This is a genomic window from Sphingomonas sp. KC8 (assembly GCF_002151445.1).
In the GTDB taxonomy this organism is placed as follows: domain Bacteria; phylum Pseudomonadota; class Alphaproteobacteria; order Sphingomonadales; family Sphingomonadaceae; genus Sphingomonas_E.
Genome location: NZ_CP016306.1, coordinates 467,860 through 488,400, shown reverse-complemented (window position 1 = coordinate 488,400; position 20,541 = coordinate 467,860). Strand labels below are relative to the sequence as shown.

Genomic DNA, 20,541 nt, shown 5'->3' with positions numbered 1-20,541 from the left:
ATTGCCCGGCTACCCTGCTGCCAGCATCACTCGCCCCTGAAAGGGAGAGTCCCATGCCAGCATCCGCCACAGCCGTTCCGGCACATGTACCGCCCGAACGCGTCATTCATTTCGATTTCCGCAACGATGCGGAACTGCGGCGCGATCCATGGGGATACATCGCTCGCATGAACGATCGGCCCGACATCTTCTTTTCGCCCGATCTTGGCGGATATTGGGTGGTGACACGGAGCGAACTGATCGCCGAAGTCTTCAGCCGGCACGATCTGTTCACTGCCACGTCGCTCGCCATTCCCAAGATCGAAAACCCGATGAAGCTGATCCCCAACAGCTTCGATCCGCCGCAGCACACTGCCTATCGCAAGATCTTCACGCAGAACCTGTTCTCACCGCGAGCACTGCGGACGCTTGAACGGGATAGCCGCGCCCACACGCGCGCGCTTCTCACTGGTTTCCAGGCCAAGCGATGCGAATTCGTGGCGGACTTTGCCGCCAAGCTGCCCGTCGAAATCTTCCTGCTGATGATGGGATGCGATCTTGCGCACCGCGACGATTGCATCATCTGGGTCCGCGATATCTTTCGTGGGCGAACGCTGGAGGAAACCACGCGCGGCTTTGCCGGGGCCGATCGCTTCATCCGCGAATGGCTCGCCGAACAATTGGCAGACGTTGCCGCCAACAGCGGCAGCATGTTCCAGGCGATGGTGAATGCGCGGATCGACGGCCGCACCCTCACCTTCGATGAAATGCACTCGATCACGATGATGCTGTTTGCCGGCGGCCTGGATACGGTGACCTCGCAAATGACCCACATCATGAAATTCATGGCGGAAAATCCACACCACCGCCAAATGCTGATCGACGACCCGAAATTCATTCCCATCGCGCTGGAAGAATTGCTCCGCCGATTTGGCATTTCCAACATCGGACGGATGGCGGCCAAGGACTTCGAATATCACGGGATTCAGTTCAAGGCAGGCGATCCCGTCCTCGCCTCAACACCGATATCAGGGCTGGACGCCCGTGCCTTTCCCGATCCGCTATCGGTGGATTTTGGCCGGGGCGGGCACAGCCGCATCAAGCATGGCGGGTTCGGGGCCGGTCCGCATTTGTGCCCCGGCGCGTTCCTCGCACGCACCCAGCTTCGCGTCATGCTGGAAGAACTGCTGCCCGCGATGCCGGGGCTGCGGCCGGCCCCTGGGGCAGCGATCGAAACGCTGCCCGGCGCCACAATCATGCTCGCCGCATTGCCACTGGAATGGGGCTGATCGCGACGCGAACCCTCGACATGAACGGTTAGATCAGCTTTCGGCGATGATGACGCGAACCTTGTGGCTGGCCAGGAGTTCGCGGGCCTCATTGGGCAGGCCATCGTCGCTGATCAGGACGTCTATCTCGTCGAGACCGCAAACGACATTACCGGACGACGAGCCGAACTTGCTGCTGTCGACAAGCAGGATAACCTGTTCGGCCCGTTCGATCAGGCGGCGTTCGGCACCGACCAGAACGACATCGGCCTGCATCGCCCCCTGCGGACCGACGGACGCGGCGCTCATAAACAGCTTCGGCGCATGAAATCTGGGCATGAGATCATCACCGGCCGGCGCCAGGATGATGTTCTGCTCGGGGAACACCGAACCGCCGGGCACCGTCAGGCGCGTCCCCGGCTGCCCCAGCAGCGCGCTCACGATGTGCAGCGAATTGGTCAGCACCTGAAGTTCGAGGCCGGAAAGATGGGGGCACATCTGCAAGGTCGTTGAACCGCCATCGATCATGATCGCCTCGCCATGCGAACAAAATTCAGCGGCAGCGCGTCCGATCGCTTCCTTCTGCAGACGGTTGCGATGGATGTTCTCGTGAAACGGCACGCCTGTCAGCCCTGTCGCCACCGCCGCCGGCGTTGACGACACTGGCAGCGACACACCACCATGGACGCGCACGACGCGTCCCTTGCCGGCCAACCGATCAAGATCCCGCCTGAGCGTTGCCGGCGAAGCATCGAGCCGACGCTCAATATCCCGGAACGCTATGAATCCCTTATCTTCCAGAAGCGACAATATCGCCGTTTCGCGCTCAGCGGCGTGCATGCCCGTTCCCTTCCGCATCCTTACGCGTCGCTATTCCAAGAAGCGCTGCCGTGCGCAAGGATCAGACGATACCTGCGCCCAAACCAACGGGCCGACGTTGCTGTGCCTTGCGCTCGCGCCACCCGCTCGCGCGGTAGGCAGCCAGCGCGTCGATCGCGCCCCCCGCTTCCATGCGCGCCATGGCAAGGATCGGCGTCACATCGGTGCGATACGCGTGGCGGAGCGCCTGGAACGCCATCATCGTGTCATTATGGTCCTGCGCAAGATGAAGCGCCTCGCGATCGACCAGCAGGGCCTTGGCATATGCGCCCGCAATCGCCTCCGCGGACGAAATCATGCTTTCGATCGGATCGGTCACATTATGCGACTGGTCGATCATATAATTTGGCGCAAAGCCGTCCCGGGGATGAAGCTCGGCCTCCACCAGTTCGTTGAAGACGAGGAAAAGCTGGTGCGGATTGATCGATCCGGTGTCGAGATCGTCATCGCCATATTTGCTGTCGTTGAAATGGAAGCCGCCCAGCTTGCCGAACCGGTGGAGGCGGGCAACGATCTGTTCGATATTGACGTTGGCCGCATGATGCCCAAGGTCAACGAGACACTTGGCCTTGGGGCCGAGTTCCTGAGCGGCAAGGATCGACGAACCCCAGTCGGAAATCACCGTCGAATAGAATGCAGGCTCGTACATTTTATGTTCGAGCAGCATCCGCCAATCGTCGGGCAAGGCTGCATAGATTTGCGCGGCCGCCTCAAGATAACGATCAAGCGACCGCCCTAGATCCTGCTGCCCGGGAAAATTGGTGCCGTCGCCGATCCAGACGGTCAGATCCCGCGCACCCAGCTGGCGGCCGATTTCGATACATTCGATGTTATGCGCGATGGCCTGCGCCCGCGTCTCGGCAACCGTCGATGTAAGCGACCCGGTGGAATAGCTGTGTGCCTGGTTCGGCTGATCCTGAAACGTATTGGAATTGATCGCATCAAAGCCAAGGCCCAGGTTAGCCGCTTCCTCGCGCAGTTCCACATAATCGCTCACCTTGTCCCATGGGAAATGTGGCGAAACCCTGGGCGTTGCGCGGGACAATTGATTGACGACCGCACAGTCCTCCAGCTTCTCGTGGATGTTGGTCGGTTCGCCGGCGATGGGAAATTTGGCAAAGCGGGTCCCACCCCTGCCCGCCCCCCAGGTCGGGATCGCGACAGAAAAGCGTGCGACGCTCGACTTGATCGTATCGATGGCGATGCCACGGCGGCCGAGTTGACGCCCGAGACTGTCATAATCGTCTGCCAGTGCGTCGGCATCCGCCGCGTTCAGTTCGGCGATCTGGTCTTGCGAAAGCGGCAGTTCGGCCATCCTGTTTTCTCCTGCGCCCGGTTCAGCGGGTAAACGCCTGGGCATTGCCGGCGTCCACATTGATGATGTTGGCGGTCGATTTGGCGGACGCATCCGACGCAAAGAAATAGACGGCTTCGGCGATATCTTCGGGAAGCACATTGCGCTTCAGCATCGAACGGTTGCGGTAGAACTCCTCAAGCTCCTGGCCGGGATCGACCCCATAAGCGCCGGCACGTTCCTTGCGCCAGTCACCATCCCAGATGCGCGACCCTTGAATGACGGCATCAGGATTGACGACATTGACACGGATACCGTCAGACGCCCCTTCCACGGCAAGGCAGCGGGCCAGATGAACCACGGCCGCCTTGGCCGAGGCGTAAGCCGCTGCATTGGGCGTTGCCGCCAACGCATTCTTGGAACCGATGAAAATGATCGAACCGCCCTTCTGCTGGCGCATTAGCGGAAAGGCTGCGCGCGCCGCGAGGAAATAGCCTTCAACCAGCACATCGTAATTCTTCCGCCAGAGCGCCACCGTCGTTTCCTCGATGGGTGCAGAAGAGGCGATGCCGGCATTGGCGACGAGAATGTCGACCCCGCCAAATTCTGTGGCCGCAGCATCAAATGCGGCTTGCACCTGTGCCTCGTCGGTCACGTCGCAAATGGTGGCGCGGATGATATCCGCGCCGAACGCCGTCATCAGGCCGGCCGTTGCCCGCTCAAGGGTTTCGCCATCACGATCGGCCAGCATCACGCAGGCCCCGTCCGCGGCAAGCCGGCGCGCCGTGGCCAGTCCGATTCCGCCTGCGGCCCCCGTTACCAGCGCAACCTGGCCGACCAGCGGCCGGGGTTTGGGCATGCGCTGGAGCTTGGCTTCTTCGAGCGCCCAATATTCGATGTTGAAAGCTTCGCGTTCATCAAGTCCGACATAACCACCGATGGCTTCGGCACCACGCATGACGTTGATCGCATTCCCATAAAATTCACCGGCCAGTCGCGAGGTGAGCTTGTCTGCCGCAAAGGTGATGCGCCCGACGCCGGGCACCAGCACAACGACAGGATTGGGATCGCGCATCGCAGGATCGCCCGGCCCGGCACAGCGGTCATAATAGGCCTTGTAGGCAGCGCGATACGCCTCCAGCCGCCCGGCCAGATAATCCCTGTCGCCCAGCCTTGCAGGATCAAGTGTAAGCGGTGCGATCTTGGTACGCAGGAAATGATCGGGACAGGACGTACCAATGGCAGCAAGCCGCTCGAAATCGCGACCGCCGACAAATTCAAGCACCTCGGCATTGTCCGAGAAATGCCCGATCTTTCCGCCTGCTCCCGGCATCAGGCTTCGCAGCAGCGGCATCAGCCTGGCGGCCACGGCGCGGCGCGCCTCAGGATCAAGTGGAGCCACCACTTGCCCGCCAAAGGCTGGGCCATTTGCCAGCCGTTCGTTCAAATAGCGCGCGGCATCCCCGATCAGCGCAATAGTGTTGTGATAGCAATCTTCAGAACTGTCGCCCCAGCAGATGATGCCGTGCCCCGCGAGCATGACACCGCGCAATCCCGGATGGGCAGCAACATAATCGCGCAAACGTAGTCCCAGATCGAATCCGGGCCGCTTCCACGGCAGCCAGCCGATCGCACCGCCCCAAATCATCTTGGTGGCGGCCTCGCCGTCGGAAGACGCGGCAAGCGCAATGATCGCATCGGGATGAACATGGTCGATATGAGCGAAGGGCAGGTAGCCATGAAGCGGGGTGTCGATCGACGCCGCGCGCGGATTGAGGTTGAAGGTGCAATGCGGGAGATAGGCGACCATCTCATCCTCGTGCGCAACCCCACGATAGAGCGCCTCAAGCCCCAGTAGTTTGTCGAGATAGAGGCTGGAAAAGCCATCAAGCTTCATCGACCCGATGTCACCGCCCGACCCCTTGACCCACAGAACATTTACGGCTTCCCCGGTCAGCGGATCGCGCGCCTCGATCTTGGCCGACGTGTTACCGCCGCCAAAATTGGTGACGGTCAAATCGGATCCGAGGAGGTTTGAGCGATAGAGCAGCAAGTCCTCCGCTGATTTCGTCGCGGCATCCTCTGATGACCACCGATCGGTCGGCACACTGAAGGAAAGCGCCGCTTGGACCTTGGCGGAGTCGGGCACGCGCAGCATCATTACCTCTTTTAAATGCCGGAAAGCTGATGCTCCTCGTAACAAAGCGCTTGGCAAGCTTCAATCATATTCGCTAATATTCAATCATAAATACGCAGAGAGGGCGGTCTTGGTGAGGCTCACCGTGGTGCTGGATATCGGCAAAACACTGTCAAAGCTGACGCTTTGGACCGCCGCCGGTGGCCTAGTTGCGCGGCGAATCAGGCCCAATGCGCGCATTGATGCCGGAAACTATGTCGCACTAGATCATGACGGGATCGAAGCGTGGGTCGCCGAAACGCTCCGGGAGTTTGCGGGTCTCGGCCCGATCAGCGCCATCATTCCCGTGGCCCATGGTGCGGCGGCCGCTATCGTGCGTGACGGCCGCCTTGCCTGCCCGGTCATGGACTATGAAACTCCGATCCCCGTCGATGAGCGATTGTCTTACGCATCCGAAAGAGACGCCTTTGCGGCCACCGGATCGCCCGCTTTCCCCGATGGACTGAACCTTGGCGCGCAACTGCATTTTCTGGAACGGCGGCATCCAGGATTGCTCGGGCCTGGGGCTGCAATCCTGCTGTGGCCTCAATATTGGGCCTGGCGGCTATCCGGCATCATGGCCAGCGAAGCGACCAGCCTTGGCTGCCACAGCGATCTTTGGTGTCCGGTCGAAGGCGTGCCATCGGCCCTTGCGAGCCGGCGCGGCTGGGCCGAACGGCTCGCCCCCCTGAGACGCGCCGGCGACGTACTGGGGCAGCTCACGCCCGAATGGGCCGCACGCACCGGATTGCCCACGACCGTGCAAATCCATTGCGGCCTGCACGATTCGAATGCCGCACTGGAAGCCGCGCGGGCTTTCCCTGAAATTGCCGAACAGGAATCCACCGTACTATCCACCGGCACCTGGTTCGTTGCCATGCGGACGCCAGGTGCCGACGAAGCGTTCAATCTGTCCAGCCTTTCCGAAGCTCGCGACTGCCTCATCAATGTCGATGTTCACGGCCGCGCCATTCCATCGGCACGCTTCATGGGCGGACGCGAGATCGAAACGCTGACCGGCATAGACACGCGGCGCATCGATATCGTACCCGATCAACCGCATCTGGTAGCGGCGATGCCGGACATTCTTGCGACTGGCACCATGGTACTGCCGACCTTTGCCGCAGGGTTCGGTCCTTTCCCGAATGCCCGTGGTCGCTGGGTGGGTATGCCCGCTGATCTGGCCGAGCGCCGTGCCGCCGTCAGCCTCTACGCCGCTCTTGTCGCTGATCGCTCGCTCGATCTCATCGGATCGCGCGGTACGCTGCTTATCGAAGGGCGTTTTGCCAAAGCCCACGTTTTGGTCCGCGCGCTCGCGTCGCTTAGGCCAGATTGTGCCGTCTACGTCGGCAATGCGGATAATGACGTGTCGTTCGGCGCGCTCCGCCTGCTTCATCCTGTCTTACCTCCTCCCTCGCACCTGCAGCGCGTGGCTCCATTCGATCAGGACATCGCCTCCTATCGGCACGTCTGGCAAGAACGCATCGCGGATATGGAAATTGCCGCGTGAAAGCAGCCGTAACCCGCGTCGCGATGCCACTGACCGGCGCGCGCAACCCAGGCGAGATCGGCCAAGACAATCTGATTGAGCAATAACAGGCGCGCCAAAGCGCTGGGAGAAGGGGATAAGAATGAACGGCAACCCGCTAATCGGCGTGGTGTTCCATTGGATGGGGGGGCTGTCGTCCGCCAGCTTCTATGTGCCCTATAAGCGCATTCGCGGCTGGTCCTGGGAGATATTCTGGATCGTCGGCGGCGTCTTTTCCTGGCTTATCGCGCCCTGGTTTTTCGCCAGCGTGCAGACGCACGACCTCCTCGGCGTGCTCGGCGCAACGGCGGGCGACACACTTTTCTGGTGCTGGTTCTGGGGGCTGATGTGGGGGTTTGGCGGCCTGACTTTCGGCCTGACCATGCGCTATCTCGGATTATCACTCGGCATGGCGGTCGCTTTGGGCCTCACCACCATCATCGGGACGATGGGTCCACCGATCTTTCGGGGAACATTAGGCGCGCTCGCAGCCACGGCCAGCGGGACGATGACCCTCATTGGTATTGCGATTACGCTCGCCGGCATCATCGTTGTCGCACGCGCCGGCCGGGCCAAGGCGCTCGAGCTTGGCGCCGTGGCCCAAAAGACCGAGTTCAACCTGAAAAAGGGTATCGCGATCGCGATCTTCTCAGGTGTCATGTCGGGTTGCTTTGCCTGGGGTCTCGAAGCTGGTGCGCCGATCCGGGCGGCGTCGCTGGCCGCCGGCACCAACCCGCTGTGGCAAGGCTTGCCGGTACTCTGCGTGGTCCTGGCCGGCGGGCTGACGACGAACCTGATCTGGTGCTCGATCCTGATCGCGCGCAACCGCAGCCTGAAGGAACTGGTCGGAAATAGTCAGGAAGCCGAACGGCCGCCGCTCGCGCGCAACTATATGCTCGCCGCGCTCGGCGGGACGCTCTGGTACTTTCAGTTCTTCTTCTACACGATGGGTGAGAGCCAGATGGGCCGTTACGGCTTCTCCTCCTGGACCTTGCATATGGCGTCCATCATCCTGTTCTCGACGCTGTGGGGCTTTGTCCTCAAGGAATGGTCGGGCACTTCCGCACGCGTCCGCACTATGGTCTGGACCGGCATCGGCCTGCTGGTTGGATCAACCATCGTAATCGGCATCGGCAACTATCTCGCGGTCGATTGACCCGTGCGTCCGATACATACCCCATCACGGGAAGCGCGCCGGCCAGGAAATATGGCCGCCCAGACGCGGCAACAGCCCGGCCATTCGGCCAGAAAATCGACGGGAGAATTATGATGGAGATTGATCGGCGCGGCGCGATGGCGCTGGGATTCGGGGCGATCAGCCCGCTGGGTCAGGCAGTACAGGCCGGCACCGGCAAGAAAATCGCCCAAATGGCCGTAGTCGACATGCGTGTATGCGCTCTGGTCGAACCGCTCGCACTCGCCGATCATATTCCTTACTTTTCCTGGAAACTGGCTGCTGCACCCGGATCGCAGCAAGCTGCCTTTCGCGTGATTGTGGCGCGCGCCGAAGCCGACCTTGCGAACCACCAAAAACTGGTGTGGGACAGTGGCCGCATCGCTTCGACGAATGGCTGCCGGATCAAATATTCGGGTCCGGCGATGCCGGCGCGAACACGGCTGTGGTGGCGTGTCGAAATCTGGGATGCGCACCATCGCGAGCCCACCATCAGCCGGCCGAGTTTCTGGGAAACCGGACTGGTTTCACCCGATGACTGGTCCGCGCAATGGCTCGCGTGCGAAACCGAGGCGGCGCGTCTCGACCGCAAGGCAGGGATCAATTGGATAAGCGGCAGCGGCGCGATGGCGGTCGGACAGGAACGCTATTATCGAACCACCATCCAGCCCGACGATCCAACCACTGCCGAACTGTTCCTGTCCGGAACCGAACTCAGTGGATTGTGGCTCAACGGTCAGCCGCTGGTCGCCGATCAGGATGATCCGGTTCGCTGGACGAGAATGGCTCGCTATCGCCTGGTGTTGCCGCGAGGCCGCAACGTGATCGCGGCGGCGGTGAAACGCGCATCGGGTTTCGAAGCGCAGCCACCGGCACTTGCCGCCATCCTCCGACTTGGAGGTCCGCAAGGACCGCGTCTAACGACCGCCCAAGGATGGACGACCAGCCTGACGGCAACGCCCGGCTGGCTGACAACCGCCTTCAACGATACGCTTTGGGAAACCGCTGTACCGGCCGCGAAAAAGCCTGTGGGCGAACCCTGGCCGGCTTATTCTGCCGTGCTGCTCCGACACGGTTTCGACGTTGCCCGGCCGGTTCGTTCGGCCCACCTGCATGCCACTGCGCTCGGCGTCTACGACGCCTGGATCAATGGTAGCCGCGTCGGTGATGCACGCATGGCGCCCCAATCAACCGACACATCCCGGCGCATCCTCTTTCAGACCTACGACGTCACCGCGATGCTGCATCAGGGCGCCAACGCAATCGGCCTTTGTGTCGGTGATGGCTGGTATGGCAGCGAATATAGCGCCGGTCCCCGCTTCGCCTTTGGGCCAGCGCCCTGCCGGGTGCGGGCCCAACTTGAAATCACATATGAGGACGGTTCCACGCAGGTGATCGCAAGCGGCGAAGGATGGAAGACCGCGTCCTCGCCTATCCTCGCGTCAGAAATTTACGACGGCGAAGCCTATGACGCCCGGCTCGAACAATCGGGCTGGACGACCGCCAGCTTTGCCGACGCTGGATGGCGCCCCGCCGAGATCGCCGACACGCCCGACATTGCCATCGACCCCCAATTATCTCCACCCATCCGGGTCACGCGCGTGTTGAAACCGGTGACGATCACCACGGTTCAACCCGGCATCCATGTCTTCGATTTCGGGCAGAATTTTGCAGGCTGGCCTCGGCTTCGCGTTCGCGGCGACGCCGGCACCCGGATCGAAATGCGGTTCTCCGAAACCCTCAAAGCCTCCGGCGAGATCGACCAGTCCAACCTTCGCACGGCGGCTGCCCGCGACATCTACATCCTCAAGGGCGAGGGAGAGGAGGTGTGGGAGCCGCGCTTCACTTATCACGGCTTCCGCTATGTCGAGCTTCGCGGCCTGCCCTACCCGCCAACGGCGGAGACGCTGCAGGGGCTGGTCGGCCATATCGATCTGCCCATCACCGGCACGTTCAGAGTCGGCGATCCCGTCATCCAGCGCTTCTGGCAGAACTCGGTATGGAGCCAGCGATCCAATTTCTTTGGCTTGCCGACCGACTGCCCACAACGCGACGAACGGCTCGGCTGGATGGGCGACGCCGAAGTGTTCTGGCCGGCTGCCGCCTATAACATGGACATCGAGGCTTATACGGCGCGCGTCATGGGCGACATGCGTCGAGGACAGAGCAAGTCCGGTGGTTTTCCCGACGTCATTCCTCCCTTCATGCCGGGCATGATCCTTTCGTCCCCCGGATGGGCCGATGCGGGCATCATCCTGCCCTATACGGCATGGCGCCAATATGGTGGCACGGGGGTCATCGAGGACAATTGGGCCGCGATGGAACGTTATATGGCGTGGATACTTGACAAGAATCCCGACCATCGCTGGGTCAAATCGCGCGGCGCCGATTATGGCGACTGGCTTGCAGTCGATGCCAAACAACCAGGCGACGCGACAACGCCAAAGGATCTGATCGGGACCGCATTCTGGGCAGCCGATGCGCGCATGATGGCCGAAATGGCGATCGCGATCGGCAAACCTGGCGAAGCGAGCGGATATCATGCGCTGTTCGAACGGATACGTTCGGCGTTCCTCAATTCCTATGTCGACGGCGACGGACGGATCGGAAATGGAAGCCAGACCGGCTATGTGCTTGCGATCCGCTTTGGACTGCTTTCGCCCGAAGCGCGGCTAGAAGCCGGGCGACGGCTCGCCGCCGATATCGCCGCCAGGGGCAACAAACTTTCCACCGGCTTCCTCGGCACCCCTCACATCCTCGATGCGTTGGCTGCATCCGGCCAGGAAAGAACAGCGATAACGCTGCTGCTTCAACGCGAATATCCGTCCTGGGGCTATATGGTCGAACAGGGCGCGACAACGATGTGGGAACGCTGGAACAGCGACCGCGGCGACGTTTCGATGAATAGCTACAACCATTATGCGTTCGGAGCGATCGGCGACTTTCTCTTCCGCCGCATTGCCGGAATCGAAGCCCTGGAACCCGGTTTCAGTCGGGTGCGTATTGCGCCGATCCTTGATCCTCGGCTGCGCACCGCCGGTGCCGACTATATGTCTTCGGCCGGCCTCATCCGTACGAACTGGCGCTACGACAAAGGCGCGTCGGTCCTTGATGTCACGCTTCCGGCCAACATGACGGGCGAGGTCGTGCTCACAGCCTCGCCTCGACAGATCGCGCTGGATGGTCGCCCGCTGGCATCACACCAGCTTGCAAAGCTGGTTCAGGCCAAAGGCGCGACGACAATCGAGATCGGGGCGGGGCACCACCGGTTCGCCATATCCGGTGGACCAGGCTGAATGCCGTGGCCTCCCGACAACGAGGTTGCGGGGGTCAGGAAGGGCTTGGCTTCAATGCCCTGCAACCGGTGGGAGCGATGTCGCGTTGGTCAATCGCAGGCAAAAGAGGCCGTAAAACGCCACCCAGGCATAGCAGAGGATCGGCACGGCCAGCGCAACCGCCATGCCGAAATGATCCGCCACAAAGCCGCTGGCCAGCGGCACGATCGCCCCGCCGACAATGCCGAGGCACAATAAGGCCGAGCCACCCGGCGTATCTTCGCCAAGATCGCGCAGAGCCAGCGAAAAGATGGTCGGGAACATGATCGAATTGGCGAGGCCGACCGCCAATATGGCTGCGGCCGCCATCCACCCGGACGAACTGGCCGACAGGCTTGCCAGCAGGATCGCTGACAGCGCATGGACCGCGAGCACCAAACCGGGACGAATATGCCCGAGCACCCATGCCCCCAGAAAACGGCCAATCATCGCCCCACCCCAATAGAGGCTGACCAATTGGCCGGCCTGAAGCGCTGTTGTCGCCAGCAGCGAAGGCTGCATGAGATAATTGGCGAGCAGGCTGCCGATCGACACTTCGGCACCGACATAGGCAAAGATCGCCAGCACGCCGAAGACAAGTCTGGGGCGACGCAACAGGCTTGCGTTCACCAACCCGTGGCTTCGATCGGGTGCCGCCGCCGTCAGCATATCGCGCCGCATCCAGAACACCGCCATCAGCAGGACGAGGGCAATCGCGATACCGATGAAGGGCAACGCCACGGCGTTGGCTTCGACCGCGCGCTGCGCGGCCAAGGCTGGTGCGGACAGCCGCTCGGGGTCGATCGCGACAAGGTCGTCGCTCAGGATAAGCCGCGCGCCGATCAGCGGGCCGAGCGTGGTCCCCAGCGAATTGAACGCCTGCGCCAGGGTCAGCCGCGCGGACGACGTGCCCTGCGGCCCCGCCAATGTGATCACGGCGTTCGCCGCCACCTGCAACGTGGTAACACCACTCGCCATGACAAATAGCGCCAGCAGGAACCCGCCAAAGACACCGAACCGGGTGGCCGGAATAAACAGCAGGCAGCCCAGCGCCATGATGCCCAGCCCCGCGATGATCCCGCGCATATAGCCAAACCGCCGGACGATCGCCCCCGCCGGTAGGGAGAAAACCAGATAGCCGATGAAGAAGGCAAACTGCGTCAGCATGACCTCGGCAAAAGACAGGATGAACAGGGCCTTCAGCTTGGGCACCAGAATATCGATGAGAACCGTCGCGAAACCCCAGATAAAAAACAGGCTGAGGCACAAGCGAAACAGCAATTTATCGGCCGGGTCGGCCGCCTGCTCGCTTGAAAGCAGATCCATCTGGTCGTCCACCCCCGCCTCCCTCGCTGTAAGGCCCTGGTTATGATCATCGCCGGTCATCCCCTGCCCCCGATATAGGCCTGCGCAAAGAACGGGCTCGCGTCCGCGACGTCAGCATAGCTCGCAGGGTCGGTCATGCAGGTAGGACACCAGTGCCCGCCACGCAGAAAAAGGTTTGGCGTCATCCGGAAATCATGGCCAAGCGCGCACCGCCAGTCGAGCGGCTGGTGCGCCCCTTCCATTGATTGCGAGACGCATGCGCCTCCGCGATACTGCGCGGCCGACTTCATGTCGGCGAGATGCCAGTGATCCGGCAAACGACTTTCGTCATAGCCATGGTCCATCAGGCTGGGCGTACGCGAAGGCTGGGCCAGTTCGAACGCGCCCCAGTCACCAGCGATCCCGTCCCATTCCTCCCGCGTCCCGAAATAGGCCGCGATATTCTCACGTTCGTCATGGGCAAGCCAGTGCAGCGATCCCCCTGGCGCTTCGGCGAGCTTGCGAATGCGATTGCCCAAAGCGCGCGGAAACGTGCCGGCAAACGCCTTGACGACCCATGGCACCGCCTTCGCCAGTTCCATCACAAACGCATCGATCGTCTGGCTTCGATAGGGGACAAGGGCTTCGAGATGATCGGAATCGCTATACCATTGGCCATGAAAGTTGCGCGTCGCGAACCAGTTCGGCTGGATGACCAATCGGTAGTCCGCAATGCCGAGCGCCGCGAAGGTCTTGACCATGAATTCATGGTTGATGACGCGGGAACCATCGCCGCCACCCATATTGTAAAAGCCGCGCCACAAGGCCTCGGGCACCGTTGGCTCGCACAGATTGGCCATCAAGCGGCCAGAATCCCTAGCCGTCGACCATTCGAAGACGCCGTTGATCGGATTATGAAACATGATCGGGTCAAAGATCCGCCACATCTGGGCGTGGGCCATGCCGGTCTGACGGATCGACACCCAGTATCTCAGCCCGGATTCCGCCACGATCGCCTCGGCCTTGGTCTTGCTGACGGCATAATGATCGAACGTGCTGATCTTGATCGGATCACCCGTCCGTCCCCAATGGATCGGCGGCATCCGGCCACCGGTCTGCGCCACCGTCCCGATATAAACGAGACGGATAGCGTCGGGATCCGGTTGCGCCTGGACCGCGCGAACCACATTCTGCGCGCCACCGACATTAACCTGCATGGTCAGTTCGGGAAAACGATCCGCGATTGGCGATACCATCCCACCGACATGGAGAACGTGCGAAGCGCCGGTGACGCCCGCCAGTACATCCTCGTAGCGCGTCAGATCGCCCCACAGGATTTCGATATCGGGATCGCGCAGCCAGCGGCGAACAGAAGGCAAGTTGCGTTCCTTTGGCAGCACGAGGATGCGCACCCGAAATCGATCCCGGCGGCGAAGCAGTTCACCAAGCGTCTCGCTGCCCATGGTGCCAGTCGCCCCGGTCAGGAAAATAAGCGGCCGATCGGCTTCTTTCATCAGCTTGAACCTTTTCGATTTGAAATGCTCGGCAAGAGAGCCATCGGGAATGGCAAGAGACGCTCAGAAATCCGATCGGTGCTGAACCACACAAGCGGTTCGCGCGCGCGGCAGGTTGCCGCGAATCCCGGGACATTGCGGGATCAGCGAATGCGCTGGCGACAAACAGGCTGATGCCAAGGACGATCGCAAACCTGGGGTAGATGCGGCCATGTTCATATGGCCGCCCCCGAAGGCGCCGGCCGGTCGCACCGCAGACACATCCTACTCCCCCCCCGCCTTAAATTAACGATCGCGTATCATTGATCCGCTGCGTTCTGCAAGGCATCAAGCCATGCGGCCAGACATTCGCGACAGCTGCCACGCGATGCGCCATTGCAACTACCCGAAGCAATGTTAGTAATGACTCACTTGATTTAAGACTGCGAGGGAGAGCAAGGAATGCGAGCGATGGTCCTGGACCGCTTTGGCGGCCCGGAAGTTTTGCATATGGCCGAGATCGAACGCCCAAGCGCCGCACCCGGCGCCGTTGTTATCCAGGTCGCTTATGCCAGCGTCAATCCTGCCGACTGGAAAGCCCGTGAAGGCTGGCTCGCGCGCTATTTCGCCTATCAGTTTCCCTTCGTCGTGGGTTTTGACGCCGCTGGTATCGTGGCCGAAATCGGCGCTGGCGTGGCCGGCCTGAAGGTTGGCGATCGTGTTGTCACATCCTCCAACCAGGGCAAGGGCGAGCGCGGCAGCTACGCCGAATATGTTGCCTCCGATCAGGAACGGGTGGTCAGGCTTCCCGACCATGTGTCGCTGCGCGATGCGGCAGCAATGCCGACAGCGGCCATCACCGCATGGGAGGCGATATTCGATGTCGGCGGCGCTTCCGCAGGCCAGAAAGTCCTCATCAACGGCGGTGCCGGCGGCACGGGCGGATTTGCCATCCAGCTTGCCAAGATGGCTGGCGCCGAAGTGGCCGCAACCTGCGGCCCGGCAAATCTCGATTATGTTCGCAGCCTCGGTGCGGATCTGGCGATCGACTATCGCTTGGGCAATGTTGGCGATGCCGTCCGCGCGTGGGCGCCCGAGGGGGTGGACCTGATTGTCGATACCGTTGGACAGGGCACCTTGCTGGAGTCCATCGACCTTGTGAAAAGAGGCGGCATCGTCGCCCCAATCGCGACGCTGATTGCCGATGAACCGATGCCGGATAGCGTACGCGCCGAACAATTGGGCGTGCGCGTCATCCCGACCACTTCGACGTTTGCCAATCAGGAACGGCAACTCAAAAGTCTGGTCGATGCACTCGCCGCCGGACGGATCCGCGCGCCCGAAATCACGATCATGCCATTGGCGGACGCTGCCATAGCACAGGGGCGCGTGGCCGCCGGACATGTGCGAGGCAAAATCGTCCTGCACGTCAGCGACGAGCCGGGCCAATGAGCGCGCCGATCTGGATCATCGACGATGTTGTCGTGCGCCCCGGCCATGGCCCGGCATTCCTGCAACGCTATCTGAAAGAATATGCGCCCGGTGCGGCCAGCCGTGGGATGACGCTGGTGCACCAGATGGTCGAACCGGCGATGTGGCTTGATGACGAACCCAATCGCATCCTTCTCATCTGGTCGGTGCCCGATGCAGGCGCGATGTGGGTGAGCAAGCACGTCGCCCGGATGACGACGGACGTTACCGCCTTCTGGGAGGAGACAGCGCCCCCCTTCATCATCTCGCGCAAGCGATCGATCACGGCCGAAGCAAGCCAGTTGGAGGCGCTCGCCAATGTATAACCTTCTCCTGGTGATCGGATACACTCCGGAAACGACGGCAGAAACGCGCGCCGCGTTTGCGGAAGCCCTGCAATCGGCGGGACGTGCTTTACCGGATGTACGCGGCCTTCTTGTCCAGCCTACCCTGCCCGGCGTCTATAATGGCGGCGATCTGCTGTGCCGTCTCGTTTTCGACGATGCGGCGGCATGTGCACGGGCCTTCGCCACCGAAAACTGGCAAACTATCGAAGCGCAGCTTGCCGATGGAACACAGGTCGCAACCCTCGAACGGGTAGGTTACGACGGCGGATTACGGGGAGATACGACCGATAAAGCGGGCATTTATCGCGTCGCCTTATTCTGCGCCAATGTACGTCCAACCGCCGAACGGCTCGCGGCCTTTGGCCGTCAGACGGCGTCGATGCCCTCCTACATCAAATCCATTCGTCGCTGGCAACTGTCCGGCGCGACGACGGCGAGTGGCACCCGCCCTTGGACCCATGTCTGGGAGCAGGAATATGAAAATCTCGACGGCCTCAATGGTCCGTACATGATGCACCCGGCCCATTGGGCGCATGTCGAACGGTGGTTCGACACCGAATATACAGAACATCTCGTCGATCCGGTTCTCGTGCACACATTCTGCGCGATTGATGCGGCCGTGATCATCGGCTGATCCGCGACAATTCCGACAGGAGACATTATTCATGAGCACATCACAGCAACCACTGGCCGGCAAAGTCGCGCTCGTCACCGGCGCCAGCCGGGGCATCGGCCAAGCGATCGCGCAACGCCTTGCGGCAGCCGGCGCGACCGTCGTCGTCAGTGCCCGTTCTGCCACGGCACCGGCCACGCAAAAGCGGTTCGGCGCCGAACAGGTGATCGCGGGCACGCTTGCGGAAACGGTGGCGCTGATCGAGGCACAGGGCGGACGCGCGATTGCGGTTGCCGCGGACCTCGAAAATGCCGCCGAACGGGGAACGCTGGTCGAACGGGCGATCGCCGCAGCCGGACGCCTTGATATCCTGGTGAACAATGCCGGCTATGCCGATTACAGCCGCATCGAGGATATGTCGGACGAAACGTTCGAGCGCACGATAACCCATTATCTGCGGGCGCCCTTCTCACTGATCCGCGATGCCATTCCGGGCATGAAGGCCGCTGGCGCCGGGTGGATCGTCAACATCGGATCGGTGACGTCATTGCCGCCGACCCGGCCCTTCCCGGACTATTCGAAAGCCGGTGGCGATACGCTCTATGCCAGCGTGAAGGCAGCCCTCCATCGCTTTTCGCAAGGCCTCGCCGCCGAGATGGAAGATAGCAATATTGCGGTCAACGTCGTCGGCCCGTCGACGGCCATCCGCACGCCCGGCGCGTCGGATCTCATTCCGAGCGACTATCCAACCGAAGACGTCGCCTATCTGGCTGAAACGGTGCTCGCCATGTGCCATCTGCCGGCAAGCGAACGGACCGGGCACATCGCATTTTCGATGCACTGGCCGCATGCGCACAAGTTGCCGGTCATGTCCCTCGACGGGCTGACCGAACTTGCGCCTGCCGAACCACCCGCCTGGTCGCATCCGGCCATCGCCGCGGCGGGTTACTAAGTCCACATCCACGCAGTTGGAGATTCCAGTGCCCATTGATCCCCAGATTGAAGCGATGCTGGCCGGGGCGCCTGCATGGCCGCCCGTCAGCACCATGCCGGTCGATGAATTGCGCAAGAATGTGCGGGCAAGTTCGCTTGCTTTTCCGCCGCTCGACGTACCGCTCGCCAATATCGTCGATACCGCCATCGAAGGCCCTGGCGGGTCCATCCCGCTACGCATCTATACACCGCAAGGCGAAGGGCCATTTCCGGCCATTGTGTATTTTCACGGCGGCGGCTGGGTGGTCGGCGATCTCGATACGCAGGATATGATTGCCCGTGCCCTCGCTCATGGTGCTCAGAGTGTCGTGGTGTCGGTGGACTATCGCCTTGCCCCCGAAAACCCCTTCCCGGCCGCCGCCGAAGATGCCTGGGCGGCTACGCTGTGGACCGCAGCCCATGCCGGGGACATCAATGCGGATTCCGGCCTGATCGCTGTTGCCGGCGACAGCGCCGGGGCAAATCTGGCAGCGGGCGTTGCCTTGCGCGCGCGCGATGCGGGCACGCCCAAGCTTGCCGCCCAGGTCATGTTCTATGGTTCGGGCAATTACCCTTCGGAAGAAACCGCTTCATCGCAGGAATTTGCGAACGGCCCGCTGCTGTCGCGCGAGGATGTTCATTATTTCTGGCATCAATATCTGGCGAACCCGGCGACAGACCAACATCATCCGCTTGCCTCGCCCATCCGGGCCAAGAGCCATGCCGGGCTTGCCCCGGCCTATATGGGCACAGCCGAAGTCGATCCGTCGCGTGATGATGGCGAGCGTTACGCCGCCAAGCTCGAAGCCGCGGGCGTGCCGGTCGAGATGAAGCGTTATGCCGGCATGGTCCACGGCTTCGTATCGTGGATCGGCATGCTGCCCGGCGCGCAGCAGGCCATGGACGACGCCTGCGCTTTTCTGAAAAAGCATTACACCATCGCCCGCGTCTGAGCGCGTGACGTTCAGATCCGCCAAGCGGCCAAAAGGAGAGAGTATGTCGAAAGACAAGGACGTATTTGCAGGTGGCGTTGCCGTCATCACTGGTGCCGGTGCGGGCATCGGATCGGGACTGGCACGACGCGCTGGCGAACTGGGCATGACAGTCGTCGTAACCGATATCGATCAAGCCCGGGCCGAAGGCGTCGCCGCCGAAATCATTGCCAAGGGCGGCAAAGCACATGCGATGGTCGTCGATGTGTCCAGGCCCCAGGAACTCGATCGGCTTGCCAGCGAAGTCCATCGGCAGTTTGGCGATGTTCGCCTGCTCGTCAACAATGCCGGCATTGAAACGATCGGTTTCACCTGGGAAATCCCGGTGGAACGGTGGGAAGCAACGCTCAACATCAATATCCATGGCATCGTACACGGCGTTCGCGCTTTTGCGCCCTATATGCTCGAAAGCGGCAAGGAAGCGTGGATCGCCAATCTCGCGTCCGTGGGGGCGCTGTCCGTCATGCCGACGCAAACGGCGTACATCATGACGAAGCATGCGGTGCAGTCGTTCAGCGAATGCCTCTATCTTGAGATGGAACTGAAACAGGCCCCTATCCATGTGAGTTCGATCCTGCCCGGGATGCTCAAGACCAGCATTTTCGAAGCCGGTGCGGGCAAGGGCGAGCCAGACGGGGCTTCGCAGCACCGTCGCATCATGCACGATCTGATGGCAGCCCATGGCATGGACCTGGCGGAAGGATGCAAGGTCATTCTCGAGCAGGTCGCCGACGGCAAATTCTGGGTTTCGACGCAGCCCGAAATGACCCAGCAGGCGATTGATGGACGCATGGCCTTCTTGCGCGATCAATCTGCGCCTGCGCTGGCGGAGCAGGCAAAACAGTTGCTCGACATTCACTAAACATGAAAAATTTCCACCGGCGCGCGTCTGCTGGCGCCGCCGGTCATGCCCCGAAATGGAACTTTACTTCGGCACAGATTGTGGCTTCCGTGCCGCCAATCCAGCCGGTACGGGACATCATGACCAAGAAACGCCTGTCTAGCAGCGACCGCCGCGATTCCATCATTGACGCTGCAACCGGCGTGTTCGCGCAGCACGGCTTCAGCGGCGCAAAAACACAGGAAATCGCAAAGGCCGCCAAAGTGTCGGAAGCACTTGTCTTCCGCCATTTTCCAAACAAGGTGGCAATCTACCGCGCCGTTCTTCGGCACATGATCCGATCCCAGAACGTCACATTTGCCCTATTGAGCGGCGTGCCCTCGAACACCCGCGGCCTCATCGATATGCTGCGACGGACATTTTTGCATAGCCTGAGCGGTGCAAGCGCGATCAATGCCGAAGGGATGCGTATCTTCTTCGCCAGCCTGACCGGCGACGGTACCTATGCAACACTCGCTTATCGGCGTTCGGTGCGTTTGTGGCTGACCGAGCTGGATGCTGCGCTTTCCAGCGCCCGCGCATCCGGCGATCTGGTGGGCGCGCCTATTACGCCGCAAAATATTTTCACGTTCATCGAGCATGTAAGTTCGATGATGCTCGTATCCCGGACGCACCCCAACGGCATCGTCCCCTATGTCGGCGACGATCAGCAATTGCTGCGGGACGCGGTTCGTTTCTGTGCCCGGGGCATCGGACTGACAGAAGCGGCCATCGAGGCCCATAAGGAGCTGCTCGAACTGCCGAGCCAGCCATTGCCGGACACAGCTCGCCTCGCCCCGCCACGCAAAGAAACCAAGACGAGCAAGCCGCGAAAATCGGGATCGCGCTGAACATCC

The 20,541-nt window shown here is 61.6% G+C and carries 16 protein-coding genes; 11 read left to right on the top strand and 5 right to left on the bottom strand.

Annotated features, from left to right (window positions below):
• Positions 1-53 precede the first annotated feature (53 nt).
• Positions 54-1,268, top strand: a complete 1,215-nt coding sequence (locus KC8_RS02375) for a cytochrome P450 (protein ID WP_010123735.1) — start codon at positions 54-56, stop codon at positions 1,266-1,268.
• Between the two features lie 33 nt (positions 1,269-1,301).
• Here the strand turns inward: KC8_RS02375 and KC8_RS02370 are convergent, their stop codons facing one another.
• From KC8_RS02370 to KC8_RS02360, 3 genes are all read right to left on the bottom strand, one after another.
• Complete coding sequence (locus KC8_RS02370; protein ID WP_029624287.1) at positions 1,302-2,087, bottom strand: DeoR/GlpR family DNA-binding transcription regulator; 786 nt, start codon at positions 2,085-2,087, stop codon at positions 1,302-1,304.
• A gap of 61 nt (positions 2,088-2,148) precedes the next feature.
• The gene (gene rhaI / locus KC8_RS02365; RefSeq protein WP_010123738.1) at positions 2,149-3,441 is read right to left on the bottom strand and encodes an L-rhamnose catabolism isomerase; all 1,293 of its coding nucleotides are present in this window, start codon (positions 3,439-3,441) and stop codon (positions 2,149-2,151) included.
• Between the two features lie 22 nt (positions 3,442-3,463).
• Positions 3,464-5,578 (bottom strand): bifunctional rhamnulose-1-phosphate aldolase/short-chain dehydrogenase, encoded by a 2,115-nt coding sequence (locus tag KC8_RS02360; protein WP_029624288.1) that lies wholly within the window; start codon positions 5,576-5,578, stop codon positions 3,464-3,466.
• Here KC8_RS02360 and KC8_RS02355 point away from each other — a divergent pair.
• The 3 genes from KC8_RS02355 (at position 5,553) to KC8_RS02345 (ending at position 11,594) form a co-directional block, all read left to right on the top strand.
• The gene (locus KC8_RS02355) at positions 5,553-7,106 is read left to right on the top strand and encodes an FGGY-family carbohydrate kinase (RefSeq protein WP_232455601.1); all 1,554 of its coding nucleotides are present in this window, start codon (positions 5,553-5,555) and stop codon (positions 7,104-7,106) included. The genes KC8_RS02360 and KC8_RS02355 overlap by 26 nt on opposite strands.
• 121 nt (positions 7,107-7,227) lie before the next feature.
• A complete protein-coding gene (rhaT, locus tag KC8_RS02350; RefSeq protein ID WP_010123741.1) occupies positions 7,228-8,280 on the top strand; it encodes an L-rhamnose/proton symporter RhaT in 1,053 nt (350 codons plus the stop codon).
• Positions 8,281-8,393: 113 nt separating this feature from the next.
• A complete protein-coding gene (locus KC8_RS02345; RefSeq protein WP_138956595.1) occupies positions 8,394-11,594 on the top strand; it encodes an alpha-L-rhamnosidase in 3,201 nt (1,066 codons plus the stop codon).
• 51 nt (positions 11,595-11,645) lie between these two features.
• On the opposite strand, the gene KC8_RS02340 is transcribed toward KC8_RS02345, so the two are convergent.
• Complete coding sequence (locus KC8_RS02340) at positions 11,646-12,950, bottom strand: sugar MFS transporter (protein ID WP_198360963.1); 1,305 nt, start codon at positions 12,948-12,950, stop codon at positions 11,646-11,648.
• A gap of 44 nt (positions 12,951-12,994) precedes the next feature.
• On the bottom strand, positions 12,995-14,431 hold the full coding sequence (locus tag KC8_RS02335; RefSeq protein ID WP_010123745.1) for an NAD-dependent epimerase/dehydratase family protein: 1,437 nt from the start codon (positions 14,429-14,431) through the stop codon (positions 12,995-12,997).
• Between the two features lie 441 nt (positions 14,432-14,872).
• On the opposite strand from KC8_RS02335, the gene KC8_RS02330 reads away from it, so the two are divergent.
• From KC8_RS02330 to KC8_RS02300, 7 genes are read left to right on the top strand one after another with little or no spacing between them, the layout of a single operon-like run.
• The gene (locus tag KC8_RS02330; protein WP_029624289.1) at positions 14,873-15,862 is read left to right on the top strand and encodes an NADP-dependent oxidoreductase; all 990 of its coding nucleotides are present in this window, start codon (positions 14,873-14,875) and stop codon (positions 15,860-15,862) included.
• The gene (locus tag KC8_RS02325; protein ID WP_010123747.1) at positions 15,859-16,206 is read left to right on the top strand and encodes a hypothetical protein; all 348 of its coding nucleotides are present in this window, start codon (positions 15,859-15,861) and stop codon (positions 16,204-16,206) included. The genes KC8_RS02330 and KC8_RS02325 overlap by 4 nt, the downstream gene beginning before the upstream one ends.
• A complete protein-coding gene (locus KC8_RS02320; RefSeq protein WP_010123749.1) occupies positions 16,199-16,861 on the top strand; it encodes a Dabb family protein in 663 nt (220 codons plus the stop codon). Before KC8_RS02325 ends, KC8_RS02320 begins: the two co-directional genes overlap by 8 nt.
• A 31-nt stretch (positions 16,862-16,892) precedes the next feature.
• Complete coding sequence (locus KC8_RS02315) at positions 16,893-17,792, top strand: SDR family NAD(P)-dependent oxidoreductase (protein WP_010123751.1); 900 nt, start codon at positions 16,893-16,895, stop codon at positions 17,790-17,792.
• Between the two features lie 28 nt (positions 17,793-17,820).
• Positions 17,821-18,765, top strand: a complete 945-nt coding sequence (locus tag KC8_RS02310) for an alpha/beta hydrolase (protein WP_010123754.1) — start codon at positions 17,821-17,823, stop codon at positions 18,763-18,765.
• A 43-nt stretch (positions 18,766-18,808) separates the two neighbouring features.
• Positions 18,809-19,666 carry an SDR family NAD(P)-dependent oxidoreductase gene (locus KC8_RS02305; RefSeq protein WP_010123756.1) on the top strand — a complete coding sequence of 286 codons (858 nt, stop codon included), beginning with the start codon at positions 18,809-18,811 and terminating at the stop codon, positions 19,664-19,666.
• Positions 19,667-19,668: 2 nt separating this feature from the next.
• Positions 19,669-20,535 (top strand): TetR/AcrR family transcriptional regulator, encoded by an 867-nt coding sequence (locus KC8_RS02300; RefSeq protein WP_037495285.1) that lies wholly within the window; start codon positions 19,669-19,671, stop codon positions 20,533-20,535.
• Positions 20,536-20,541: the final 6 nt, after the last annotated feature.